The sequence below is a fragment of the Halobaculum sp. EA56 genome (assembly GCF_051195075.1).
In the GTDB taxonomy this organism is placed as follows: domain Archaea; phylum Halobacteriota; class Halobacteria; order Halobacteriales; family Haloferacaceae; genus Halobaculum.
This window is the reverse complement of the sequence record NZ_JBNTJX010000002.1, coordinates 314,450-336,656: the sequence shown is the minus strand read 5'-3', so window position 1 is coordinate 336,656 and position 22,207 is coordinate 314,450. Positions and strand designations below refer to the sequence as shown.

The 22,207-nt window shown below is 72.0% G+C and carries 23 protein-coding genes; 13 read left to right on the top strand and 10 right to left on the bottom strand.

The features are described from left to right. The first annotated feature begins 169 nt into the window (after positions 1-169). Positions 170-1,009, top strand: a complete 840-nt coding sequence (locus ACQUQ1_RS04860; RefSeq protein WP_435063139.1) for a helical backbone metal receptor — start codon at positions 170-172, stop codon at positions 1,007-1,009. A gap of 76 nt (positions 1,010-1,085) precedes the next feature. Here the strand turns inward: ACQUQ1_RS04860 and ACQUQ1_RS04855 are convergent, their stop codons facing one another. Further along, positions 1,086-1,355 (bottom strand): MarR family transcriptional regulator, encoded by a 270-nt coding sequence (locus tag ACQUQ1_RS04855; RefSeq protein WP_435063138.1) that lies wholly within the window; start codon positions 1,353-1,355, stop codon positions 1,086-1,088. A gap of 127 nt (positions 1,356-1,482) precedes the next feature. On the opposite strand from ACQUQ1_RS04855, the gene pan1 reads away from it, so the two are divergent. The 3 genes from pan1 (at position 1,483) to ACQUQ1_RS04840 (ending at position 3,765) form a co-directional block, all read left to right on the top strand. After that, positions 1,483-2,700, top strand: coding sequence for a proteasome-activating nucleotidase Pan1 (gene pan1, locus ACQUQ1_RS04850; protein WP_435063137.1), 1,218 nt, complete (start codon positions 1,483-1,485; stop codon positions 2,698-2,700). 124 nt (positions 2,701-2,824) lie between these two features. Then, complete coding sequence (locus ACQUQ1_RS04845) at positions 2,825-3,325, top strand: DUF2240 family protein (protein ID WP_435063136.1); 501 nt, start codon at positions 2,825-2,827, stop codon at positions 3,323-3,325. Beyond that, positions 3,325-3,765, top strand: coding sequence for a hypothetical protein (locus tag ACQUQ1_RS04840; RefSeq protein WP_435063135.1), 441 nt, complete (start codon positions 3,325-3,327; stop codon positions 3,763-3,765). The genes ACQUQ1_RS04845 and ACQUQ1_RS04840 overlap by 1 nt, the downstream gene beginning before the upstream one ends. Before the next feature lie 49 nt (positions 3,766-3,814). Here the strand turns inward: ACQUQ1_RS04840 and ACQUQ1_RS04835 are convergent, their stop codons facing one another. Then, positions 3,815-4,480 carry an HAD family hydrolase gene (locus tag ACQUQ1_RS04835; RefSeq protein ID WP_435063134.1) on the bottom strand — a complete coding sequence of 222 codons (666 nt, stop codon included), beginning with the start codon at positions 4,478-4,480 and terminating at the stop codon, positions 3,815-3,817. A gap of 80 nt (positions 4,481-4,560) precedes the next feature. On the opposite strand from ACQUQ1_RS04835, the gene ACQUQ1_RS04830 reads away from it, so the two are divergent. Then, positions 4,561-5,820: a DNA double-strand break repair nuclease NurA gene (locus ACQUQ1_RS04830; RefSeq protein WP_435063133.1), complete on the top strand. Its 1,260-nt coding sequence runs from the start codon at positions 4,561-4,563 to the stop codon at positions 5,818-5,820. A 50-nt stretch (positions 5,821-5,870) separates the two neighbouring features. Here ACQUQ1_RS04830 and ACQUQ1_RS04825 read toward each other — a convergent pair whose 3' ends face one another. After that, the gene (locus tag ACQUQ1_RS04825) at positions 5,871-6,203 is read right to left on the bottom strand and encodes a DUF7113 family protein (RefSeq protein WP_435063132.1); all 333 of its coding nucleotides are present in this window, start codon (positions 6,201-6,203) and stop codon (positions 5,871-5,873) included. Positions 6,204-6,333: 130 nt separating this feature from the next. On the opposite strand from ACQUQ1_RS04825, the gene ACQUQ1_RS04820 reads away from it, so the two are divergent. The 4 genes from ACQUQ1_RS04820 to ACQUQ1_RS04805 all read left to right on the top strand — a co-directional run bounded on the left by ACQUQ1_RS04820 (position 6,334) and on the right by ACQUQ1_RS04805 (position 10,454). Beyond that, positions 6,334-8,229: an ATP-binding protein gene (locus ACQUQ1_RS04820; RefSeq protein ID WP_435063131.1), complete on the top strand. Its 1,896-nt coding sequence runs from the start codon at positions 6,334-6,336 to the stop codon at positions 8,227-8,229. Positions 8,230-8,354: 125 nt separating this feature from the next. Further along, on the top strand, positions 8,355-8,780 hold the full coding sequence (locus tag ACQUQ1_RS04815; protein WP_435063130.1) for a universal stress protein: 426 nt from the start codon (positions 8,355-8,357) through the stop codon (positions 8,778-8,780). 214 nt (positions 8,781-8,994) lie between these two features. Continuing rightward, complete coding sequence (locus ACQUQ1_RS04810) at positions 8,995-9,690, top strand: nitroreductase family protein (RefSeq protein ID WP_435063129.1); 696 nt, start codon at positions 8,995-8,997, stop codon at positions 9,688-9,690. A gap of 224 nt (positions 9,691-9,914) precedes the next feature. Then, positions 9,915-10,454, top strand: coding sequence for a CARDB domain-containing protein (locus ACQUQ1_RS04805; protein ID WP_435063128.1), 540 nt, complete (start codon positions 9,915-9,917; stop codon positions 10,452-10,454). Positions 10,455-10,508: 54 nt separating this feature from the next. Here ACQUQ1_RS04805 and ACQUQ1_RS04800 read toward each other — a convergent pair whose 3' ends face one another. The 3 genes from ACQUQ1_RS04800 to ACQUQ1_RS04790 form a co-directional block, all read right to left on the bottom strand. Continuing rightward, positions 10,509-11,003, bottom strand: a complete 495-nt coding sequence (locus ACQUQ1_RS04800) for a universal stress protein (protein WP_435063127.1) — start codon at positions 11,001-11,003, stop codon at positions 10,509-10,511. Positions 11,004-11,262: 259 nt separating this feature from the next. Next, positions 11,263-12,615, bottom strand: a complete 1,353-nt coding sequence (locus ACQUQ1_RS04795; RefSeq protein ID WP_435063126.1) for a KaiC domain-containing protein — start codon at positions 12,613-12,615, stop codon at positions 11,263-11,265. Continuing rightward, positions 12,612-12,734 carry a hypothetical protein gene (locus tag ACQUQ1_RS04790; RefSeq protein ID WP_435063125.1) on the bottom strand — a complete coding sequence of 41 codons (123 nt, stop codon included), beginning with the start codon at positions 12,732-12,734 and terminating at the stop codon, positions 12,612-12,614. Before ACQUQ1_RS04790 ends, ACQUQ1_RS04795 begins: the two co-directional genes overlap by 4 nt. A 105-nt stretch (positions 12,735-12,839) precedes the next feature. Between ACQUQ1_RS04790 and ACQUQ1_RS04785 the strand changes: the two genes are divergently transcribed. Continuing rightward, positions 12,840-13,661 (top strand): NAD(+)/NADH kinase, encoded by an 822-nt coding sequence (locus ACQUQ1_RS04785; protein ID WP_435063124.1) that lies wholly within the window; start codon positions 12,840-12,842, stop codon positions 13,659-13,661. A 57-nt stretch (positions 13,662-13,718) separates the two neighbouring features. On the opposite strand, the gene ACQUQ1_RS04780 is transcribed toward ACQUQ1_RS04785, so the two are convergent. The 4 genes from ACQUQ1_RS04780 to ACQUQ1_RS04765 form a co-directional block, all read right to left on the bottom strand. After that, positions 13,719-14,300, bottom strand: coding sequence for an HD domain-containing protein (locus ACQUQ1_RS04780; RefSeq protein ID WP_435063123.1), 582 nt, complete (start codon positions 14,298-14,300; stop codon positions 13,719-13,721). 78 nt (positions 14,301-14,378) lie between these two features. Continuing rightward, positions 14,379-17,714 carry a carbamoyl-phosphate synthase large subunit gene (carB, locus tag ACQUQ1_RS04775; RefSeq protein ID WP_435063122.1) on the bottom strand — a complete coding sequence of 1,112 codons (3,336 nt, stop codon included), beginning with the start codon at positions 17,712-17,714 and terminating at the stop codon, positions 14,379-14,381. 212 nt (positions 17,715-17,926) lie between these two features. Then, complete coding sequence (locus ACQUQ1_RS04770; protein ID WP_435063121.1) at positions 17,927-18,460, bottom strand: DUF5815 family protein; 534 nt, start codon at positions 18,458-18,460, stop codon at positions 17,927-17,929. 79 nt (positions 18,461-18,539) lie between these two features. Further along, positions 18,540-18,872 (bottom strand): hypothetical protein, encoded by a 333-nt coding sequence (locus ACQUQ1_RS04765; RefSeq protein WP_435063120.1) that lies wholly within the window; start codon positions 18,870-18,872, stop codon positions 18,540-18,542. A 127-nt stretch (positions 18,873-18,999) separates the two neighbouring features. Here ACQUQ1_RS04765 and ACQUQ1_RS04760 point away from each other — a divergent pair, with 127 nt between their 5' ends. From ACQUQ1_RS04760 to ACQUQ1_RS04750, 3 genes are all read left to right on the top strand, one after another. Further along, positions 19,000-19,815 carry a hypothetical protein gene (locus tag ACQUQ1_RS04760; protein WP_435063119.1) on the top strand — a complete coding sequence of 272 codons (816 nt, stop codon included), beginning with the start codon at positions 19,000-19,002 and terminating at the stop codon, positions 19,813-19,815. After that, complete coding sequence (locus tag ACQUQ1_RS04755; protein ID WP_435063118.1) at positions 19,808-20,758, top strand: hypothetical protein; 951 nt, start codon at positions 19,808-19,810, stop codon at positions 20,756-20,758. The genes ACQUQ1_RS04760 and ACQUQ1_RS04755 overlap by 8 nt, the downstream gene beginning before the upstream one ends. Before the next feature lie 116 nt (positions 20,759-20,874). Further along, positions 20,875-22,191: an NAD(P)/FAD-dependent oxidoreductase gene (locus tag ACQUQ1_RS04750; RefSeq protein ID WP_435063117.1), complete on the top strand. Its 1,317-nt coding sequence runs from the start codon at positions 20,875-20,877 to the stop codon at positions 22,189-22,191. Positions 22,192-22,207: the final 16 nt, after the last annotated feature.

The following is a 22,207-nucleotide window of genomic DNA, read 5'->3' as shown; positions in this document are numbered from 1 at the left end:
AAGGGGATACAAAAAACCCCGGGTGACTCTGTGCCCAACGAAAGCGCGATCAATATATAAATCAAACGGTGTCGCGACGACGGTGGGACGCCGTGACGCGATCGGAAAACCGCGGGACGGGAGCTATTTGTGTGAGTAGATCCCACGCCCTAACGATGGTGAAGAACCCGTGGTGACCGATCGGATCGTCTCGCTCGCGCCGAGCGCGACGGCGACGGTCGCGGCGCTGGCGGCGGCGGGGTCGCCCGACGGGGGGCGGACATCCCACGGACTCGACGTGGTCGACCGGCTCGTCGGAGTCACGCGCGCCTGCGACCCGCCGGCGGGGGCGGACCCGACGGTCGTCGGGGGCTGGCCGAACCCCGACCTCGACGCCGTCGAGCGGCTGGACCCGGACGCGGTGCTGACGTGCGACCCGCTCCAGCGGGAGACGGCCGGGGCGCTTCGCGAGCGCGGCCTCCCGGTGACGCACGCCGAGCCGACGCGACTGACGGACGTGTTCGAGTACGTGGCGTCGGTCGGCGACGCCGTCGGCGGTCCCGGTGCGGGCGAGCGCCTCGCGGACGAGTGCCGCGAGCGCGTCGCGCGCGTCCGGGAGGCGGTCCCCGACGACCCCGCCGAGCGCCCGGTCGTCTACGCCGAGGAGTGGGGCGACCCGCCGATGGCCGCGGGAAACTGGGTCCCCGACGCCGTCGCCGCCGCCGGCGGCCGCTCCCCGTTCGTCGCCCCCGGCGAGCGCTCGGCGGCGGCGGACCGCGAGGCCGTCGAGGCGGCCGACCCCGACCACGCGGTGTTGCACTGGTGCGGCGAGGACAGGGAGCCGTCGGGGACGGAGCTGGCCGACCGCGGGTGGGACGTCGACGCGACGGTCCACGTCGTCGACGACTCGCTGTTGAACCAGCCGAGCCCCCGGCTGATCGACGGGGTCGAGACGCTCGCCGGCCTCCTCCACGGCGTCGAGGTCGGGTCGGCGTCGCCGACCGATACCTCGTCGGGTCGCCGTGGCTGACGGCTCGGGCGGGGGAACTATCGTTCGGTTCGGCCGGACCGGCGAGCGCGGCGGAACCGGCGGGCCGGGCGGGGGATCACAGGTCCAGCGTGTAGAGGCGCTTGCGGGCGTCGGTGAAGGAGAACCGCGACTCGACGGCGTCGGCCTCCTCCAGCCGCGAGAGCGCGTAGCGGACGGTCCGCGAGGGGAGCAGCGTTTCCTCGGCGAGCTCGCTCTGGCTCAGGGTGTCCTCGTACTCCAGCACCTTCGCGACGAGCTTCGCGCTCGGCGGCAGGTCGCGCACGCGTTCCCACTCGTCCGCGGCCGCGTCGCCCTCGGGGACGGCTTCTGCGTCGGATACGCTCATGGTGTCCCGACGAACGGGCCGCTATCCGTTAATACTTTCTATCGAATGAATTACTCGCGGACATTCAGTTATCACGGGAGTCACCACGACCCGAAGTCTCTTATTAACGACCGCCCTACCTCCGCCGATGACTGACACCGTCGACGACGTCGACCTCCCGTACGAGGAGGAGACGGCGTCGCAACAGGAGAAGATCGAGGCCCTCCAGGAGCGCCTCGAGGTCCTCGAGGGGCAAAACGAGGAGATGCGGGACAAGCTCCTGGACGCGAACGCGGAGAACAACAAGTACCAGCAGAAGCTCGAGCGGCTCACGCACGAGAACAAGAAGCTCAAGCAGTCGCCGCTGTTCGTCGCCACGGTCCAGGAGCTGACCGGCGACGGCGTCGTGATCAAACAGCACGGCAACAACCAGGAGGCGCTCACCGAGGTCACCGACGAGATGCGCGAGGACCTCGAACCGGACGACCGCGTCGCCGTCAACAACTCCCTGTCGGTCGTGAAGAAGCTGGAGAAGGAGACGGACGTGCGCGCCCGCGTCATGCAGGTCGAACACTCGCCGGACGTGACCTACGAGGACATCGGCGGGCTCGACGAGCAGATGAACGAGGTGCGCGAGACCGTCGAGATGCCGCTGAAGAGCCCGGAGATGTTCACCGACGTGGGCATTCAGCCCCCGAGCGGCGTGCTGCTGCACGGTCCGCCCGGGACCGGGAAGACGATGCTCGCGAAGGCCGTCGCGAACCAGACCGACGCCACCTTCATCAAGATGGCCGGCTCGGAGCTGGTCCACAAGTTCATCGGCGAGGGGGCGAAGCTGGTGCGCGACCTGTTCGAGGTCGCCCGCGAGAACGAGCCCGCCGTCATCTTCATCGACGAGATCGACGCCATCGCCTCCAAGCGGACGGATTCGAAGACCTCCGGCGACGCCGAGGTCCAGCGGACGATGATGCAGCTCCTCTCGGAGATGGACGGCTTCGACGAGCGCGGCGAGATCCGGATCATCGCGGCGACGAACCGCTTCGACATGCTCGACCCCGCCATCCTCCGGCCGGGCCGGTTCGACCGCCTCATCGAGGTACCCAAGCCCGAGGCCGAGGGGCGCGAGCTCATCTTCGAGATCCACACCCGCGACATGAACGTCGCCGACGACGTGGACTTCGCGGCGCTCGCGGAGCTCACCGAGGGCGCCTCCGGCGCCGACGTGAAGGCGGTGTGCACGGAGGCGGGCATGTTCGCGATCCGCGAGGACCGCACGGAGATCACGATGGCCGACTTCGAGAACGCCTGGGAGAAGACCTCCCAGGCGGACGACGCCGACGCCGACGACTCGCTGGCGTTCGCGTAGCGTCGACCGGTCGGGTCGGTCCCGCCGCCCCGCTTCTCCGCTACGCTCCGCTCCCCTCCGGTGGCCACGGCACCGAGCGACGGCCAACGAGCGGCTTTTGTGGGGGGCCGGCACAGGGACGGGTATGACGCTGGAGGCCGCCGTCGCCGCGCCGTTCCGCGGCGCCGGCACCGACCGGATGGGCGAGGGCGAGTTCGTCGTGGCGCTCTCGCTCGACCGCGACTGGTTCTCCCCGGACCAGGCGAAGCGGCTCGTCGACATCGCGACCGGCCGCGGCCTGCTCGCCGAGGCGGGCGACGACCTCGTGGCGCAGTTCGACCCCGCGGAGGTGCACGTCCCCCCGGACTTCGAGCCCGACGAGTCGATCCTGCGCGAGCAGTCAACCTTCGAGACGGCCGTCGACGCGCTCGTCGCCGCCGGCGTCGAGAAGCGCGAGGCGGTCGCCGCGGCGAACCGCCGGCAGCGCGAGGCCGGCGTGACCCTCGAGACGGCGGCGGTGCTCGTCGCCCGCGAGCGCGGCGTCGACGTCGGCGAGGTCGCCGACGACGCCCGCGCGGAGCTGTTCGAGGACGGCGACGGCGACGCGGGCCCCGAGGGCGACGCGGACGCCGGAGATGCGGAGTGATGGTCGGGGACCGGACGGCCGACGGCGTCCGCATCGCGCAGTTGCTCGCGTCGGAACTCGTCGGCGACGGGAACTACCTCGCGGACGTGACCGTCGGCGACGCCGACCCCGAGGTGGAACCGACAGCCGACGGGACGCGGGCCTACCGGGTGGTCGAGGGCGCGGAGGGCACCGAGGACGACGGGGACGCGGCCGGGAGCGGTGCCGACGGCGGGGAGGGGACGGTCGTCGCCGAGGTGTTCGTCCACCCCGACCGCGCCCGCGTGGAGTTCCGGGCCGCCCCGGACGCGGCGGCGCGGGCGGCCGACGCCGAGGGGCTGCGCGTCCGCCCGAAGGCGGTCGAGCCGCCGCGGACGGTCGTGTTCGTCGAGGACGGCGCGCAGGTGAAGCGCGTGCTCCCGGCGTTCGAGGCGGCCGTCCGCGGCGACGGGGAGGCGTGAGCGGGGGCGACGCCGACGCGGGTGCCTCCCCGCCGGATCGGGGTCCGCCTCAGAACCCGGCCAGGATCCCCGGGAGGTCGGCCGCGAGGCGGTCGCGCGCGACCGACGCGTCCGCCTCGGGGGCCGGCTCGTCGCCGCCGCCGAGCACCTGGACCGTGTTGATGCCGACGGCCGCGGCCCCGCGCACGTCCTCGACCGGGTGGTCGCCGACGTAGACGGTCTCCTCGGGCGCGGTGCCGAGCCCCTCCAGGAGGGCTGCGAACGCCCGCTCGTCGGGCTTGCCCGCGGGGAGGTCGCCGGAGATGTGGACCGTGTCGAAGTCCTCCCACCAGCCGAGGTGGTCGAGCTTCGCGGTCTGCGCCCTGACGGGACCGTTCGTGAGCACGCCGACGCGGTAGCGCTCCCGGAGGTCGGCGACGAGGTCGCGAGCGCCCTCGACCGGGACGATCGCCCCGGTCACGGCCTCCCGGTAGGCGGTCGCGAGGTCCGCCGGATCGGCCTCCACGTCGTGGGGGGCCAGCAGGTCCGCGAACACCGGCTCCCGGCTGTCGGCGGTTCGGTGTCTGGCGTGGGCGTCGAGGTACGACTGCCGGTCCACGGTGCCGGCGAGCTCGGCCGCCCCGCCGGCGTCGAGCGCGTCGGCGAGGAGGGCCGAGCGCGACCGCTCCGGGACCGCGAGCGTGTAGTCGAGGTCGAAGCCGACCGACCGTATCACGACCGGAGCCAGGTCGCGACGGGATAAGAAGTCAGCGACCGACCGCACCGTTTTTGCGCCGCCGGAACCCGCGTCCGGTCGTGACGCTGGACCCCGTACACGTCGACACCATCGCGTACCTCGCCTCGGCCATCGCCGACGGGGTCGACGACGCCGACCACGAGGACCTCGCGGGCACGGCCTGGCGCGAGTGGCTCGACCCGCTCCGCGACGACGGTCGGGTGACGCTTGAGGCGCTCGGCGACCACGAGCTCAGGCGGACGCCCGTCGAGGACGCCGCGCTCGCGGACCGACCGTTCGGGACGAGCCACGGCGTCGACTCGGGCACGCTCAACCCCACGTCGTTCAAGAACGGGCTCGTCCTCGACGTCGCGCAGGCGGCGATGGGCGCGGAGCCGACGGACCTGGACCTCCACCGCGGGCGCTCCATCGTCGTCACGGTGCACGCGAACGACGCGACGGTGGCGTTCCCGGACGTCCCCGACGGGTGGATGCCGTACGACGAGGGCGCCTCCGAACGGCGCGTGCTGAAGGTGCCCCGGAGCCGCCGGTTCGCCGACGAGATGGTCCACGAGCTGGCGCTGTCGCTGGCGGAGTCACACCACGCCCGCCGGCACGTCGACCGCGGGGAGGTCGGCGACCTGCTCGTGCTCGACGGGCCGCTGTACCCGAAGCGCCTGCTCAACTGGGCGACCCGCGACCGCGAGCTGCGGGAGGTCGCCCACGGCGAGACGGTCCAGGAGGCCGTCCGCACCTACGTCCGGCTCGTCGAGTCGTGCATCGAGCGCGACGTGCCGGTCCTCGGGTTCGTCAAGAATCCCACCTCGGGGTACGTCACCCGGACGCTCGACCGGAAGGGCGTCGAGGCGCCGTGGCCCGACGACGCCGCGCTGTTCACCCGCCTGCTGGAGCGGCGCGCGGACGGCGAGCGCGACGACGACGCGATCACCTTCACCTCGTGGCTCCGCTCGCGCGGCGGCTCCGACCGACCGCTCGCGAGCGACGGCGACCCGCTGGGCGTCGAGCGGCGCCTCGACCCGGCGGGGTACGAGGTGACGTACATGCACGTGTACGAGCCCCGCGAGGACGTGCTGTTCAAGGTGGAGGCGCCGGCGGCGTTCACCGCCGACGCGGAGACCCGCGAGCGGCTGACGAGGCAGGTGATCGGCGAGGTCGCAGCCGAGGCCGGGCCCCCGCGTGCGGTCGCGAAGGCCGACGAGCTGGCCCGGATCGGCGTCGGCGAGACGGAGGCGCTTCGGCGGAAGTTCGAGGAGCGGTTCGGCGCGGAGTTCCTGCGGACGTACGACGACGTGCGGTGGGGGGACGAGGACGGGGGATAGGGGCCGTGGGGGACCGGCGCCCGCGGGACGGGGGGAGGAGGAAGGCCCGCCTACGGGTCCTCCTTGACGACTTCGATCTCTACCTCGGCCTCGGGGACGCCGACGCGCGCGAACTGGGTCCGGACGTGCTCCTTGGCGGCCTCGACGGCCTGGTCGCGGGTGTCGAATCCCCGGGGCGCCGGCGACTCGAAGGCGACGCGGATGGGCTCGCCGTTCACCACCAGTTCGGAGCCGCCGGACTCCACCTCGTAGAACGAGTCGCACACCCAGACGTACGGCGCGTCCTCGTCGGGCGCGCCCTTGAACGACGGCGCGCGCTCGCCCCGCTCGAAGACGGTGCCGGTGAGGGTGGTGCCGCCGCCGCTCCCGCGGACCAGTAGCATACCGGAACGTGTCGGCGAGCGCGGAAAAAGCGTCGCATCCGGCCGGGCGACGCGCACGGGACCGGGTGCCCCCGGGCGGCGCCGCGCCGCGACGGATACGGTTTTCACGGCGCGCCACGAGGGCCGTGACATGACCGACGGCGGAGAGCCGAACCTCGGCGACTTCGAGGACCCCGGCCAGTTCGACGACGCGAGCGGCGGCGACGGGACGGCCGCCGACGGCGCCGACCCCGGCGCGTCCGGGGCGGCGCCCGCGGGGGACCGGGGCGGGGGAGCCGTAGACGAGGGCGAGGACGAGGACGGGCCCGAGTCCGGGTTCGAGCGGTTCGCCATGGACGCCGCCGACGCCGGCACCGCCGAGGGGATCGGCACCGTCTCGGTGGCCCAGGGGCTGCGCGTCGCCGAGGACGACGACGAGACGAGCCTGAAGGCGTTCGTGACCGCCGGCAACCGCGAGGAGGTGCGCATCGGGACGTACCTCATGGTGCCGTACCCCGACGGCGAGCAACTGTTCTGCCGGATCACCGCCCTGGAGTACGACCAGGAGTTCCGCACCGACGACGCGACGGAGCTGACCGCCCGGCGGCGGATGCGGACGGACCGCGGCGACTTCGCCGAGGCCGACTACAAGTACATCGCCGAGCTGTCCCCCGTCGCCGTGCTGTTCCGGGAGGGCGACGACCTGAAGCGCCGGATGGTCGACCGGGTGCCGAAGCCGGGCGCGCTCGTCCGGCAGGCGACCGCGGCCGACCAGATCAAGACCGGGCTCGCCATCCCCGAGGACGGCGTGTTCCTCGGCCACCTCTCGGTGGGCGGCGAGAAGGTCCGGACGGCCGCCGAGCCCCCGACGGTCGACTACCGGCTGAAGGACGACTACGCCGACGGCGACCCGCTCGTGTTCCGGCACACGCTCGTCGCCGGCGGCACCGGCTCGGGCAAGACCCACGGCGCCAAGAACGTCCTCCGGCAGTACCTCGGGCGCACCTACGAGACTGACGACGGCCGGGACGCCCGCGCCGCGGTCGTGATGTTCGACCCACAGGACGAGTACGCCCAGATGCACGACGACAACGACGCCCTCGACTCGGAGTGGGCCCGGCGCTTGGAGCGGGAGGGGATCGAGCACGGCGGCCACGACGACACCGTCGCGCTCGTCCCGAAGGAGGCGGGCGTGAGCTACCCCGGGCGCGGTCACCGCGCCGAGCAGGTGGAGTTCACGATCCCGTTCTCCATCGTCGACGAGTACGACATGCCGTGGCTCGTCGCGGGCGCGTCGCTCAACGAGAACCAGTACCCCGCGCTGTTGACGCTGCTGAACCGCTTCTTCCGCAACTACGACGAGGGAACGTACCGGCAGTTCTGCTCGTTCCTCGACGACCCGGCGCTGAAGGAGGAGCTCGACGAGTCCGGGCGCGTCCACGAGGCGACCTTCGACGCGGTGAAGCGGCGCGTCAGGAGCGTCCCCTCGGGCGTGTTCGACCAGGACGCGAAGCCGATCACCGACCTGGACACGACGCTCGTCCGGCCCGGCGGGCTGTCGGTCGTGCCGACGTACCACCTCTCGTCGGCGCGCGCGAAGGAGATGTTCGTGCTCGCGGTGTCGGCGCTGCTCGTCGACGACAAACTGTCGAACGACCCGGAGAGCGCGCGGATCGACGAGACGCCGCTGGTGCTCGGGATGGACGAGGCGCACAACTTCCTCTCGGGGGCGGACAACGTCCAGGCGAGACAGGTCGTCTCGAAGTTCACCGAGGCGGCCAAGCAGGGACGCAAGGAACGGCTCGGCCTGTTCCTCGTCACCCAGGACCCCCAGGACATCGCAGACCCGGTGTTCAAGCAGGTGAACACGCGGCTCGTGCTCAACCTCGGCGACGAGGAGGCCATCTCCTCGGTGAACATCCCGCCGTCGCTGGCGCGGAAGGTGCCGTACATGGAGAAGGGCCAGATGGTGGTGTACTCGCCCGACAACTCCGAGCCGGTCGAGGTGACCGGCCTGCCGGTGTGCGTGACGCGTCACGGGGAGTAGGCCGCCGCCGGTCGGAAGGAACGCCGGAGGACGGGCCGGACGTCCGAGGGCGGGCCCGAGGCCGGACGCCAGGCCGGACGGACGGCGGGACCGAACTTTTCTCCCCCGGCGACGAACCGCCGCCCATGAGCAAGCGCGTGCTGGTCGGCGTCGACGACTCCGAGCAGGCGGGGGCGGCGCTGTCGTTCGTCGCCGACGAGTGGCCCGACGCGGAGGTGACCCTGCTGACCGTCATCGACCCCTCGAAGGCCGGCTACGCCGCCACCGCGGGCGTCCCCAGCGGTGCCGAGGAGTGGTACGAGCGCACGAAGTCCGAGGCGGAGTCGCGGCTGGCCGAGGCCGCCGAGTCGTTCGGCGACGCCGCCGAGGTGGAGACCGAGACGACGGTCGGCAAGCCCGCGGCCGGCATCGTGGAGTACGCCGGCGACCACGACGTGGACCACATCGTCGTCGGGAGCCACGGCCGCCGGGGCATCTCGCGGATCCTCCTCGGCAGCGTCGCGGAGGCGGTCGTGCGGAACTCGCCCGTCCCCGTGACCGTCGTTCGGTAGGGTCGATCGATCCGGACCGCGAGCCGGGCGCCCGACACGCCGACCGCCCGCCGTTCGGCGGGCCGACACTCGGAGCCGTCGTGCGACGGTGACGCACGCGTCACCCCGCGAAACCGCTTTATTCTCCCGACGGGAGCCCCTTTAGCTCCCGCGGTGCGGGAAGTCGCGACCGGCGTTGACGCCCTCATACCGGCGCGGACCGTACGGGCGGTCGATGGACTACGAGGACGTCGTCACCACCCGACGGTCGATTCACGAGTACAGCGACGAGGAGGTCCCCCGGGAGACGCTGGAGGAGATCTTCCGACAGGCGCGGTTCGCGCCGTCGAGCTTCAACCTCCAGCCGTGGGAGTTCCTCGTCGTCCGCGACGACGAGCGGCTCGCCACCCTGGCGGAGGTCGCGAACGGACAGGAGCACGTCGAGCAGGCGTCGGCGACGGTCGTCGTCCTCGGCAACCTCGACCCGTCCGCCCACGCCGAACCGGTGTTCGAGGACTGGCTGCGGAAGGGATACATCCCGGACGAGGAGACGAAGGGCTACCTCATCGACACGGTGGAGGGGCTGTCGGAGCTTCCCGAGGCGGAACGGCGGGTGTGGACGAACCGCTCGACGGCGCTGGCGGCCCAGCAGTTCATGACCGCCGCGTGGAACGAGGGGGTCGCGACGCTCCCGATGGAGGGGTTCGACGACGACGCGCTCGTCGAGGCCTTCGACATCGACGACGGCTACGAGCCGGTGATGCTCATCGCGGTCGGCTACCCCGCCGAGGACGCCGACGAGCCCGAGGCGGAGCGGAAGTTCCGCCGGCCCGTGGAGGAGATCGTCCACTACGAGACGTTCGAGCCGGTCGAGGAGACGACGCTGGCGGCCGACGAGGGACGGGAAGCGGCCCCGCCCGCCGACGACTGATACTGTCAGACGTAAGCACTTCAAGAATTTCGACACCCCGGGGTGGCGAATATCTTCACGAAGTTACGTCCGACAGTATGAGGCGAGGCCGACCCGGGGGGGCCGACGGGGCGGACTCCGTGCCGTCCCCTCCGCGGAGATGCGGCGGATCGGATGCGATCACAGTTTTCACCATCGATAGCCGGGGGCGAGGGTTTAGGTCCGATCCCGGCCGCCTCGCGTCCATGGGAGCGCGGAGATCGGTCCTGATCGGCGCGGTCGTACTGTTCGTCGCGGCGCTGCTGCTCGGGCCGGCCGTGGGGGCGGCCGGCGCCCAGTCGGCGTCGTGCGAGGCCAACGGGGCCCGGAAGGTGTGTCTCTCGGACGTGACCCTGGGAAGCGAGACGATGTCGGCCGGGGAGTCGACCGAGCTGTCGCTGACGGTCGAGAACGTCGGCGAGGAGCGTGCGACGGCCGTGGTCGTGCTCAACGTCGCGAGCCCGGACAACGAGACGAACTCCTACGAGCTCCGGAAGCGGTCGCTGGAGCCGGGCGAGACGCTCACCGTCACGCAGTCGGTGGACGCGAGCACGCCCGGCACGCACGCGATGCAGGTGCTCGTGTACGACGGCGACCTCGCGCACCGCTACGACGCCTCGGAGCCGATGAGCGTCACGGTGAAGCGTCAGGGGCTCGGCGGCCCGGTCGACACGCCGGAGTTCGCCCTCGCGGCGCTGGTCGGGTCGCTGGCGGTCGTCGGCGTGCTGGCGTACCGGCGCACGTAACCGGAGGAACGTAACTGGAGGGATCGGTCGGGCCCGGTCGTCCGGGAGGGACGTTCACTCGGTCCGGTCTGTCGCCGTCGGCACCGAGACCACCGGGAGAGACGTCTCCCGACGGACGTCGGCGGCGACGCTCCTCGGCGAGAGGAGCCGGCGCAGCCCGGTCCGGTCCGGCTCTCCGACGACGACGAGGTCGACGTCGTTCCCGTCGGCGTAGAGTCCGATCTCCTCGGCGGGCGTCCCGTACCGGAGCCGCTTCTCCGCGTCGACGCCGGCGCGCGCGGCCGCGTCGCCGACGGCGTCCAGCGCCGCCTCGGCGGCGTCCTCGCGCCGCTCGACGACCATGTCCCAGTGGTCCACCGACGCGTCCATCGGGACGACCGACAGCGCGTCCACGCGCGCCCCGTGCGCGGCCGCAAGCGACAGCGCCACCTCGTGTACCCGCTCGTCCGTGTCGCCGTCGACGGGCAGGAGGATCCGGTCGAACCCTCCCTCCGTCCCCACGTCGAACGCCCCGCCCGCGCCGCCGACCTCCGCAGTGTCCGTTGTCATTACCGAACCGTACGGGCCGCATCGGCAAATATTTGTCCATTATTCCCTCCGAAATAATTCGATTATCGACTATTAACGTTCCGTAGCGGATGATCGTCTATTACATTGGCGTCGTCGTAACGGCCAGCGGTCTGGGAGGGCCGGACGGACGTGGCGGCCGGTACGGGATCGAGGCCGACGGAGGACACGTGGCGACCCCGCCGTGTCGGGCAGTTCGGTTCCCACCGCGAGCGAGAAGGACTCCGCGGAAAGCGGTCGGTCAGAAGATGTTCGCCTGCCGGTACACGCTGATCCCGTCGTTCGTGATCTCGTAGGGCTTCGTCTCGCGGGAGTGGTTCGCGTCGCGGATCTTCTGGATCTCCACCGCGAGGCGGGTCTCGCGGAAGTCGGACGGCCGGACGTACTGGAGGACGAACACGGCGTCGGTGAGGTACTCGACGATGCCGTGGCGGGAGGCGTAGGCGTTCTCCTGGGAGGCCTCGCTCGTCAGCATCGTCGTCACGCCCGCCTGCTTCAGCGAGCGGGCGAAATCGAACACCTCCGAGCGGCGCTTGCTCGGGTGGTCGTACATCATCTCCAGCAGGGAGACGGAGTCCAGCACGAGGCGGTCGGCCTCGAACTCCGTGATCAGCCGGGAGATGTCGTCCCGGATGGAGTCCAGCGAGTTCGCCATCTCGATGGGGTCCATCGCGACGACCGCGAGGCGGTCCTCCTCGGCGTAGCGCCGGTACTCCCAGCCCTTCTCCTCGGCCGTCGAGAGGATGGCCTCCCGCGACTCCTCCAGCGTGATGTAGACGGCGTCGCCGTCGTCCTCGAGCGCCTCGGTGAGGAACTGGAGCCCGAACGTCGTCTTGCCGGTCCCGGCGCTGCCGATGACGGCCATCAGCGAACGCTCGGGGACCCCGCCGAGGATCATCTCGTCGAGCCCCTCGATGCCGACGTCGATCCGGTCGATGTCGGAGTCGAACTCCTCCTCGTCGAACTCGGGCCCGCCGCCGCCCCCGCCGAAGCCCCCGAAGTCGCCGCCGCCACCGCCGCCGAACCCCTCGCCCCCGCCGAAGACGTCCCCGCCGCCGGGGGCGTCCCGCATCGCGGCGCCGAAGTCGTCGCCGAAGGGGTCCTCGCCCGCGTCGTCGCTCGCGCCGCCGAAGGGGTCCGCGTCGGCGTCGTCGCTCGCGCCGCCGAAGGGGTCCGCGTCGGCGTCGTCGCTCGCGCCGCCGAACTCGCCGCCGGCCGCACCCTCGCCGCCGGCGACGCCGCCGTTCCCGTCGAGGCCGCCGAAGCCGTCGCCGTCCCCGGGGGCCGGAGCGCCGTCCTCCCCGGCGGGGCCGTCGCCGAACGGGTCCTCGGAGGGGTCGGAGCCCTCGGGGTCGCCCGCCCCCGCCTCGCCCGCCCCCGTCGGGCCCTCGCCGATGTCGCCGACGTCCTCGTCGAAGTCGCCGCCGAAGGGATCGTCGCCCGCGTCGTGGTCCCCGTCGTCGTCGGGCCGGTCCACGTCGTCGTCCTCCGCCGACCCGTCCGCGTCGCCGGTTCCCGCCGCGTCCGCCGCCTCCTCGCCGTCCTCGCGCAGGGCCCGCTCGAACCAGTCTTCCCCCTCCTCCTCGTCGCTCACCGGAGGGCACCTCCCCGTCGCCGGTCGACGTGCGCCGGCCGTTCGTCGCGGTCGGCGGCCGTCCCGTGGACCGCCGCGGCCGCGCCGGCCGCTCTGCCGGGCGTCGGTCGGTCGCTCATCGTCAGGGCCGAGACCGTCCGTCAGCATGAATGTTCCCCAGGGAACTCCCGGGGGAGGCGTCCGGTGTCGGATGGCTTTTTGCCGGACGAACGAGAGCCCCGGACATGGAAGTCGGCATCGTCGCCCAGAAGGGGAACGGCCGCGCGGCGTACCTCGCGGCCGACCTGCGCGACAGGCTCCGCCGGGCCGACGTGAGCGTCGCGGTCGACGAGGCCACCGCCGACGCGCTCGACCTCGACGGCGTCCCGGTGTCCGCGATGGACGGCGTCGACCTGGTCGTCTCGATCGGCGGCGACGGCACGTTCCTGTACGCGGCCCGGGGGGCCGGCGGCGTCCCCGTGCTCGGCGTCAACCTCGGGGAGGTGGGGTTTCTCAACGCGGTCCCGCCGGACGAGGCGGTCGACGCCGTGCTCGCGGAGGTCGAGGCGTTCCGCGGGGACGGCATGCGCGTCCGCGAGGCGCCCCGCATCGCCGCCGAGTGCGACGGCTGGACCTCCGAGCCGGCCGCCAACGAGGTCGTCGTGCAGGGCGCCCGGCGCGGCCGCGGCGGCGGCGTCGGCTACGAGGTGCGCGTCGACGGCTCCCTGTACGCCGGCGGGCACGCCGACGGCGTGCTCGTGTCGACGCCCACCGGGTCGACCGCGTACAACCTCTCCGAGCGGGGCCCGCTCGTTCACCCGGGGGTCGAGGGGCTGGTCGTCAACGAGATGTGCGCCGAGGGCGGGATGCCCCCGCTGCTGGTCGCGCCCGACGCGGAGGTGAGCGTCACCCTCACCGACGCCGGGGAGGCGGTCGTCATCACCGACGGGCGCGGGCAGCGGACGGTCGACGTGCCCGCGGAGGTGACCGTGTCGACGACCGAGCCGCCGATGCGGCTGGCAGGCCCCGCCCCGGACTTCTTCGAGGCGCTCGGGAAACTGGAGTAGCCGCGGACGGGCGGCGGGTCGGCGACGCGGGCGACGCGCCCGGCGACGTCGGCCCGCTCAGGCGTCCCGCAGGTCGTCGAGCGCGCGGGCTCGGATCGCCGCGGCCGCGACCTCGTCGGCGCGCTTCACGAGTTCGGCCTCGAGCGTCGCCGGGTCGACCGCGGTCCGGCCCGTGTGCGAGAGCACGACGTGGGAGAGCTCGACCGGCAGGCCGGCCGCCTCACAGACGTGAACGCCGACGTACGGGTGACCCAGCAGGTCGTAGTAGTCGGTGCCGTCGGGGTCGCCGGGGGCGAACTCGTACAGCTTGCTCACGTCGTGGACGAGCGCGCCGGCGACGACGAGGTCGCGGTCGACGTCGAGGTCGGGGCGACGGTCGAGCAGGACGTCCGCCGTCGCCGTCGCCAGCGCGGCCACGTCGTTCACGTGCTCCACGTTCGTTTCGTCCGGGAGGCCGAGACGGGCCTGTTCGTCCGGGAGCCACGGCACCGCCGCGAGGTCGTCCCAGTCGGTCTCCGCCAGCGCCAGCGCGTACGCGTCGCGGACGCCGGCGCGGAGATCGGGGTCCTCGATCTCGGCGTACGCGGGGAACAGGTCGTCCAGGTCCTCCGGCAGGGTCTCGGGTGCGTCGTCGGTCACGGGCGGCGGTTCGCCCCCGCGGGTAAAACAGGCGGGGGTCGATCGCTTCGGCCGGCGCTCGGTCGCCTCGCTCGGCGCTCAGTCGCTCCGGCCCCAGTCCTCGAGGTGGCGCGGGCGCTCGGACACCGCGAGCACGTCGAGGTCCTCCCCGGCCGCCCGGGAGGCCAGCGCCTCAAGCGACGCCTCGACCGACTCGGTCGTCGAGAGGTACGCCACCTCCTCGGTGACGGCCGCGCGCAGCGCGTCGACCTCGTCGCTCACGAGGAGGTCGATCTCGCCGGTGCGCAGCGCCTCCTCCACGTCCGCGACCGCCCCGATCTCGTAGTACTCCTCCAGGCCCGCGCGGAGGTGCTCGAACTCCTCGGTGCCGTCGCGCGGCAGGCTGTCGCCGACCGTCTCGAAGACGACGGTGCCGCCGTCGGGGAGCCGCCCCCCGGCGGCGTCGAGCGCCTTGCCGTAGGCGACGCCGAAGTCGCTCGCGGTGCCCATCACCTCGCCCGTCGACTTCATCTCGGGGCCGAGGCGCGGGTCCGAGTTCGGCAGGCGGTCGAACGGCAGGACGACCTCCTTCACCGAGAAGTGCTCGGGGACGGCCTCGTCGACGTCGATGTCGGACAGCGACTCGCCGGCCATCACGCGGGCGGCGAGCTTCGCGATCGGGACGCCCGTCGCCTTCGAGACGAACGGGACCGTGCGCGAGGAGCGCGGATTCGCCTCCAGCACGTACACCTCGCCATCACGCACGGCCAGCTGGACGTTCAGAAGGCCGACCGTGTCGAGGGCGTCGGCGATCTCCTCGGTCACCTCGCGCACGCGGGTCATCGTCGCCTCGTCCAGCGAGCGCGGCGGGATGACGCACGCGGAGTCGCCGGAGTGGACCCCCGCGGCCTCGACGTGCTCCATCACGCCGCCGACGAGGACGTCCTCGCCGTCGGCGACGGCGTCGACGTCGAGTTCCACCGCGTCCGCGAGGAACTCGTCGACGAGGATCGGCTTGTCCGGGGAGACGCGCACCGCCTCCTCGATGTACTCCTTCAGCTCCGCGTCGTCGTCGACGACGCGCATCGCGCGCCCGCCGAGCACGTAGCTCGGACGCACGAGCACCGGGTAGCCGATGTCGCGCGCGAGATCCAGCGCCTCCGCCTCGCTGGTGGCGGAGCCCCCCTCGGGCTGGGCGATGCCGCGCTCGTCCATGAGGCGGTTGAAGCGGTCGCGGTCCTCCGCGAGGTCCATCGCCTCGACGGAGGTGCCCATGATGTCGCAGTCGACGCCGCGGCGCTCCAGTTCGTCGCGCAGCGGCTCGCCGATGTCGACGGAGGTCTGTCCGCCGAACTGGATCATCACGCCGTCGGCGCCGGTCGCCTCGATGACGTCGGCGACTTCCTCGGCGGTGATCGGCTCGAAGAACAGGCCGTCGGAGGTGTCGTAGTCCGTGGAGACGGTCTCGGGGTTGTTGTTGACGACGTGCGCCTCGATGCCCGCCTCGCGGAGCGCGCGCACCGCGTGGACCGAGCAGTAGTCGAACTCGACCCCCTGGCCGATGCGGATCGGGCCGCCGCCCACGACGACGACGCTCTCGGCGTCGCGGTCGACGCGCAGTTCGCCGGCGGCGGCGTCGCCCTCGTAGGGCCCCGAGAACCACTCCGGCTTGCGCGAGGAGTAGTAGTACGGCGTGGACGCCTCGAACTCGCCGGCGCAGGTGTCGACCTGCTTGTAGGTGCGGCCGGGCACCTGCGCCTCGATTTCCCCGACCCCCGCGCGGGCCGCCGACACCGGCAGTTCCTCGCCGCCGGCGTGGGCCGCTGGCACCTCGGCGGCCTCGCGCCACGCCCCGCGCGTCTCCGGCAGCCACGTGAGGCTGGAGTCCTCGAAGACGTTGCCGGCCAACGCGCTGATCTCGGCGTTCGTGAAGCCGGCGATCGCCGCGGGGGTGAACTCCCCGTCGACGACCTCCTTGCTCGCCTCGACGATGCGCTCGAAGCGCTCGACGTACCACTCGTAGATCCCCGTTGCCTCGACGACCTCCTCCACGTCGAAGCCGCGCTCGAACGCCTCGAACATCGCGTACGGGCGGTCGGGGCTGGGGCGTTCGAGGTACTCCTCGCGCAGTTCCTGGTCCTCCAGGTCGCCGAAGTCGACGGCAGGGTCGTACTCCGAGGAGCGCAACGCCTTCAGCAGGCTCTCCTCGAAGGTCCGTCCGATGGCCATCGCCTCCCCCGTGGACTTCATCGCCGTCGAGAGCGTGAAGTCGGTCTCCTCGAACTTGTCGATGGGCCAGCGCGGCACCTTCGTCACGACGTAGTCGATGGCCGGCTCGAACGCCGCCGTCGTCTCGCCGGTGATCTCGTTGGTGATCTCGTGGAGGCGCTTGCCGAGCGCGACCTTCGCGGTGACGCGGGCGATCGGGTAGCCCGTCGCCTTCGACGCCAGCGCGGAGGAGCGGGAGACGCGCGGGTTCACCTCCACGACGCGGTACTCGCCGCCGGGGGTGCCGTCGTCGCGCCAGGCGAACTGGATGTTACACCCGCCCTGGATGCCCAGGTCGCGGATGACCTCGAGGGCGGCGTCGCGCATCTCCTGGTGGCCGTCGTCGGGGATGACCTGCGAGGGCGTGACGACGGTGGACTCGCCCGTGTGGATGCCCATCGGGTCGAGGTTCTCCATGTTGCAGATGATGACACAGGAGTTGTCCGCGTCGCGCATCACCTCGTACTCCAGCTCGACCCACCCGGAGATGGACTCGGTGATGAGCACCTCCGAGTTGCGCGAGAGGCGCAGCCCCTTGCGCACGCGGGCGACCAGCTCGTCCATCTCGTCGACGACGCCCGACCCGCTCCCGCCGAGGGTGTAGGTCGTGCGCGCGATGACCGGGAGCCCGCCCACCGCGTCGACGGCGTCCTCGACGCGCTCGCGGAGGTCCGCCTCCGTCAGCGCCTCGACCGACTCGTCCTCGTCCATCGAGATGGTCGTCGAGGCGGGGACCGGCTGCCCGAGCTCCTCCATGCGCCGGCGGAACAGGTCGCGGTCCTCGGTCGCGTAGATGGTGTCCAGCGGCGTCCCCATGATGTCGACGTCGTACTCGTCGAGCACGCCCTCCTCGGCCAGCTCGGCGGTGACGTTCAGGCCGGTCTGCCCGCCGAGGCCGGCGATGACGCCGTCGGGGCGCTCCTTCGCGATGACCTCGCTGATGGCCTCGGTGGTGATCGGCTCGATGTACACCTTGTCGGCCATCTCCGGGTCCGTCATGATCGTCGCGGGATTGGAGTTCACGAGGACGACCCGCGCGCCTTCCTCCTGCAGCGCGCGACACGCCTGCGCGCCGGAGTAGTCGAACTCGGCCGCCTGTCCGATCTGGATCGGGCCGCTGCCGATGAGGAGGATGGTGCGGTCCTCCTCCCCGGTGTCGTGGCTCATTACCGCCACCGAGTGCGTTCATCGTAATAAGGCCGACGACTCGCACCGATTTTCGTAGCGAGTTTACGAAATTCGTAATGCGAACGGGTGACACACCCCGGAGGCGGACCCGCCGCTCCCCGGCGTCGGTCGGGAACCGTCGGAGGCGGCGCGAGAAGCGGCGGCGGGTGGAGGCAACGAGGCGAAGGCGACGGGCAGGGACGCCCCGCAGGTCAGACGTACACGTCGTCGGCGTCGAGGTCCCGCTCGGCGCGGTACTGGTCGACGAACTCGCCCACGTCGAACTGGAGCATCTTCTCCTCGAACTGCGTCATCGCCGCGGAGTCGTCTGCGTGGCTCACGGCGTGCTCCATCAGCTCCACTACCAGTTCCACGATGACCTCGTGGAGCCGGCGGGAGTCGAACTCGGTCACCCACAGCATCGAGTACCCCATGTCGGGGTTCTCGCTGGCGTCGACGGCCGTCACCCGCTCGGGGAACTCCTCCAGCACGATGCCCATCAGGTGCGGGGTGCCGAACTCCGGCAGCTCCTCGCTGGTCGTCTCGACGGCCTCCCGCAGCGTCGTGACGAGGAACTCCGGGAGGAAGCGCTCGGGCGGGTTCACGTCGGTGACGACGCCGTGGCTCGCGCCGCAGGCGCAGTCGTACTCGCGCATGCCGAGGTCGAACACCGACATCGGCCGCGTCTCGCCGCACGGCAGCTCGACGGCGTCGTCCCCGCCCCCGGGGACGCGCGGTTCGCTCATACCCGGCGTTGGCGGCGACGCGGGTTAAAAAGCGCGTTCGACGGCGGAGCGGGCCCGCGGGGCCGTCCGCGCGTCGGGCCTACTCGTAGTCCTCGTGGGCCGGCCCCTCGGCGTCCGGGTCCGGCTCGGCGTCCACGTCGGCCCCGTGTTCCGGCTCGTCCGGGTCGAGCACGCCCTTGCCCTCCTCGTGGTCCTCCTCGTCCTCGTCGTCCGTCTCCCCGTGTTCGTGCTCCCCGTGGTCCTCGTGGTCGTCGCCGCCGTGACGCTCGACCTCGACTTCGATCTCGATCTCCAGCCCGTCGGCCTCCAGTTCGGCCTCGTACTCGGTGACGTCGCCGACCTCGACCTCCAGTTCGTCGCCGTCGACCTCGACCTCCATCTCGACGTCCACCTCGATGTCGTCGTCTGCCATGACCGACGGTTGGGCGCGATCCGGTATCAGCGTTGTCGCCGCACGTTCGTCGCCGACCCCGAACCGATCCGGTTCGTGGAACCAACGTGTAAATACGCTTAATCGTCGGAGTAAATTCTTACTGTGGATGGGCGGTACCAACCCATCGGACGACGACGGACGGACGGAACGACGGCCGATACCCCCGTACGGACCGGGCGAGAAACCCGACCACGGTCCGCTGGCGGGGTCGCCGGACGACGGCGGGACTGCGTACGGCGGCGAGGCGCCGATGGCTCCGTTCGACGGCGACGTACCGGCGGACCCGCCGGACCTCTCGGTCGAGCGCGCCCGCGCCGTGCTGGACGCGGCGCTCGACGACGACCGAGTCGCGGACCGCCTCGACGGCCACCGCTTCGAGCCGGTCGGGCTCGTCAGCCGGGACCGGAAGGGCGAACCCGGGGAGGGGGACGTCGGCGAGGGGACCGAGTCCCTCGGCCTCGTCGTCTACGACTACACCGAGGACGCGGCCGTCGAGGTGTCGGTCACGCCGGACGGCACCGACGTCGTCGGACTGAGCGAGCGTGACGGTCCGGTCCCACTGGGGCCCGCGGAGGTCGACCGGGCGGTCGACCTCCTCGTCGAGGCCGGTCGTGTGGACGAGGACCGTCGCGGGCGGGCGGTCACGGACGCCTTCGCCGTGACCGCCGGCGACCCGGCCCACCCGCGGGTCGCCCACCGCGGCGCCGTCGTCTCGGTCGACGCGCGCGCCGGACGGCGCCTCTCGGAGGGCGTCCGCGCGACCCACCGCGCGGAGGTGGACCTGAGCACCGACGAGGTGCTCACGGTCCGACCCGTCGAGGGCCCGGGCGGGGGGCGCTCGGGGCCGTCCCGGACGGGCGACCGGGACCGACGGGTCCCCGGCGACGGTGAGGGGAACGCCGGGGGTGACCCCGATGAGTGAGCGCGGGCGGATCACGTGGCCGTCGGCGTCGGACCCGCTGTGGGAACTCGACTGGGAGCTGGACCCCCCGCCGCGCTCGGACGGGCTCACGGTTCGGAACGTTCGCTACCGCGGACAGCAGGTGCTGTACCGGGGGAGCCTCCCGTCGCTCACGTCGATCAACATGCCCGGCGCGGGGCAGTTCCACACCTGGTCGCTCAACTACGCGACCGCCGAGTACCGCGCGGGGACCCCCGGGAAGAAGGTCTCCGTCTACACGGGCTACTACGGCGACACGTCGGACGTTGGCCTGGAGACGCACTACGACGTTCCGATGGGCGGGGGGACGCAGCGGTGGACGCAGCGGTGGCGCTTCTGGGCGGACGGGCAGATCCAGCCGCAGTTGTTCTCGTACTACACCCGCGACACGGAGCAGAACTGGTCGCACATGCCCGACTGGCGTCTGGACTTCGACGTGACCGGCGCATCGGACGACCTGGCGCTGCTGTACGATCCCACCGAGACGACCGGCCACGGCTGGGGGAAGGGCTGGATCCCGGAGCGGAACGAGCGGCGCTGGTGGGTCTACTCCCCGGAGGGACGAATGCACAGCCAGGGGCCCACCGGGCCGTCCGCCGGACCCGCCGCCCGGACGCCCGGGACGGCCGTCAGGTGGGCCGTCATGGACAAGGCGGCGCCGAATCGCGGCTACATGATCGCACCGCGGTTCTCGGACCACTACGCCGTCCGCTACGTCGACATCGTCCGGTACCGGGGGGACGAGACCGCCGCCGTCGGGACGCCGTACCGGTACAACCGGGCGTTCTATCAGAACGGCGAGGACACCGAGTGGGAGGACGCGGTCGTCTGGTACGGGGGGTTCATGTGGCACCGCGAGGAGGGAACCCCGAGTAAACGACATCTCTCGGAGGGGCCGACCCTCTGGCCGTTCCGGTACCACTGACGGGAGGGACCGACCGACGCCGCGACGCCGACCGCGGGTCCGGGTCGACCGGGTCGACCGCGTCCGACCGCCGGCCATCCACAAGCGACTTGCCACGCGGTCCCGCACTCCCGGCCATGATAGCCATCGTCGGCGGCGGGATCGCGGGCCTCGCCGCCGCGCGTCGCCTGCGCGCGAACGGGCGCGAGGTGACGGTGTACGAGGCCGGCGGCCCCGACGCCCTCGGGGGGCTCGCGCGCACCTACCCGACCGCGGGCGACGACGTCGAACAGTTCTACCACCACCTCTCGAAGTCCGAGGAGACCATCGTCGAGCTGGCCGAGGACCTGGGCCTCGGCGACCGCCTGGAGTGGCTGATCGGGCGGAACGCCTACTACGTCGACGGGGTGGTCCACCCGCTGGACACCCCCTGGCAGATCCTCGCGTACCCCCACATGAGCCTGTACGACAAGTTCCGCCTGGGGATGCTCACCATGGAGGTCGACGTCCGCGGGGGCGTCCCCGCCTTCGACACGTACGACGACCTCGCGGACTTCGAGGACGTCCCCATCAGGGAGTTCCTCGTGGAGCACACCACCCGCGGCGTCTACGAGAACTTCTTCGAGCCGCTGCTCGACGCCAAGTTCGGCTCCCGCAAGGACGACGTGAGCGCGGCGTGGCTGCTCGGCCGGATCAAGTTCCGCGGCGAGCGCGACCTCCTGCGCGGGGAGGTGCTCGGCTACTTCGACGGCGGGTTCGCTCCCCTGATCGAGGCGCTGATCGACGACGTGGGCCGCGAGCACATCGAGGCGGGCGCGCGCGTGACCGACCTCGACACCGACGGCGGCGCCGTCTCCGCGGTCACGGTCGAGCGGGACGGCGGGACCCGGACGGAGGCGGTCGACGGCGCGGTCGTGGCGACGATGCCGAACGTGCTGGAGGAGCTGACGGGCTACGCCTGCGACATCGACTTCCAGGCGGCCGTCTGCGCGGTCGTCACGATGGAGGAGCCGCTGACGGACACCTACTGGCTCAACGTCGCCCACGACGCCCCCTTCGGCGCGCTCATCGAGCACACGAACTTCGTCCCGCCGGAGCGCTACGGCGGCCAGCACCTCCTGTACGTCGCCAGCTACGTCCAGAGCGAGGACGAGTGGCTCTGGGGCGCGAGCGACGCGGAGGTCGAGGAGCGCTGGCTGGGGCACATCGGCGAGATGTTTCCCGACTTCGACCCGGACTCGGTCGCGGACGTCCGGATCGCCCGCGCCCCCCGGGCGGCGCCGATCTACGAGCGCGGCTACCTCGACATGGTGGTGCCGTACGACCTGGGCGGGGCGGTCGCGGACGGCCTCTACTACGCGGGGATGGCCAGCCGCGCGCAGTACCCCGAGCGGAGCCTGAACGGCGGGGTCGTCGCCGGCTACGAGTGCGCCGACCGGATCCTCGCGGAGTGAGGCGGGGCGCGGGACC

What these genes read in the sequence shown, in the direction of transcription:
- ACQUQ1_RS04750 (WP_435063117.1), top strand. Translation starts at nt 20,875, where the DNA reads ATGATAGCCATCGTCGGCGGCGGGATCGCGGGCCTCGCCGCCGCGCGT.
- carB (WP_435063122.1), bottom strand. Translation starts at nt 17,714, where the DNA reads ATGAGCCACGACACCGGGGAGGAGGACCGCACCATCCTCCTCATCGGC.
- ACQUQ1_RS04785 (WP_435063124.1), top strand. Translation starts at nt 12,840, where the DNA reads ATGGAAGTCGGCATCGTCGCCCAGAAGGGGAACGGCCGCGCGGCGTAC.
- ACQUQ1_RS04840 (WP_435063135.1), top strand. Translation starts at nt 3,325, where the DNA reads ATGGTCGGGGACCGGACGGCCGACGGCGTCCGCATCGCGCAGTTGCTC.
- ACQUQ1_RS04815 (WP_435063130.1), top strand. Translation starts at nt 8,355, where the DNA reads ATGAGCAAGCGCGTGCTGGTCGGCGTCGACGACTCCGAGCAGGCGGGG.
- ACQUQ1_RS04790 (WP_435063125.1), bottom strand. Translation starts at nt 12,734, where the DNA reads ATGAGCGACCGACCGACGCCCGGCAGAGCGGCCGGCGCGGCCGCGGCG.
- ACQUQ1_RS04800 (WP_435063127.1), bottom strand. Translation starts at nt 11,003, where the DNA reads ATGACAACGGACACTGCGGAGGTCGGCGGCGCGGGCGGGGCGTTCGAC.
- ACQUQ1_RS04760 (WP_435063119.1), top strand. Translation starts at nt 19,000, where the DNA reads ATGGGCGGTACCAACCCATCGGACGACGACGGACGGACGGAACGACGG.
- ACQUQ1_RS04805 (WP_435063128.1), top strand. Translation starts at nt 9,915, where the DNA reads ATGGGAGCGCGGAGATCGGTCCTGATCGGCGCGGTCGTACTGTTCGTC.
- ACQUQ1_RS04765 (WP_435063120.1), bottom strand. Translation starts at nt 18,872, where the DNA reads ATGGCAGACGACGACATCGAGGTGGACGTCGAGATGGAGGTCGAGGTC.
- pan1 (WP_435063137.1), top strand. Translation starts at nt 1,483, where the DNA reads ATGACTGACACCGTCGACGACGTCGACCTCCCGTACGAGGAGGAGACG.
- ACQUQ1_RS04770 (WP_435063121.1), bottom strand. Translation starts at nt 18,460, where the DNA reads ATGAGCGAACCGCGCGTCCCCGGGGGCGGGGACGACGCCGTCGAGCTG.
- ACQUQ1_RS04855 (WP_435063138.1), bottom strand. Translation starts at nt 1,355, where the DNA reads ATGAGCGTATCCGACGCAGAAGCCGTCCCCGAGGGCGACGCGGCCGCG.
- ACQUQ1_RS04820 (WP_435063131.1), top strand. Translation starts at nt 6,334, where the DNA reads ATGACCGACGGCGGAGAGCCGAACCTCGGCGACTTCGAGGACCCCGGC.
- ACQUQ1_RS04845 (WP_435063136.1), top strand. Translation starts at nt 2,825, where the DNA reads ATGACGCTGGAGGCCGCCGTCGCCGCGCCGTTCCGCGGCGCCGGCACC.
- ACQUQ1_RS04755 (WP_435063118.1), top strand. Translation starts at nt 19,808, where the DNA reads ATGAGTGAGCGCGGGCGGATCACGTGGCCGTCGGCGTCGGACCCGCTG.
- ACQUQ1_RS04810 (WP_435063129.1), top strand. Translation starts at nt 8,995, where the DNA reads ATGGACTACGAGGACGTCGTCACCACCCGACGGTCGATTCACGAGTAC.
- ACQUQ1_RS04825 (WP_435063132.1), bottom strand. Translation starts at nt 6,203, where the DNA reads ATGCTACTGGTCCGCGGGAGCGGCGGCGGCACCACCCTCACCGGCACC.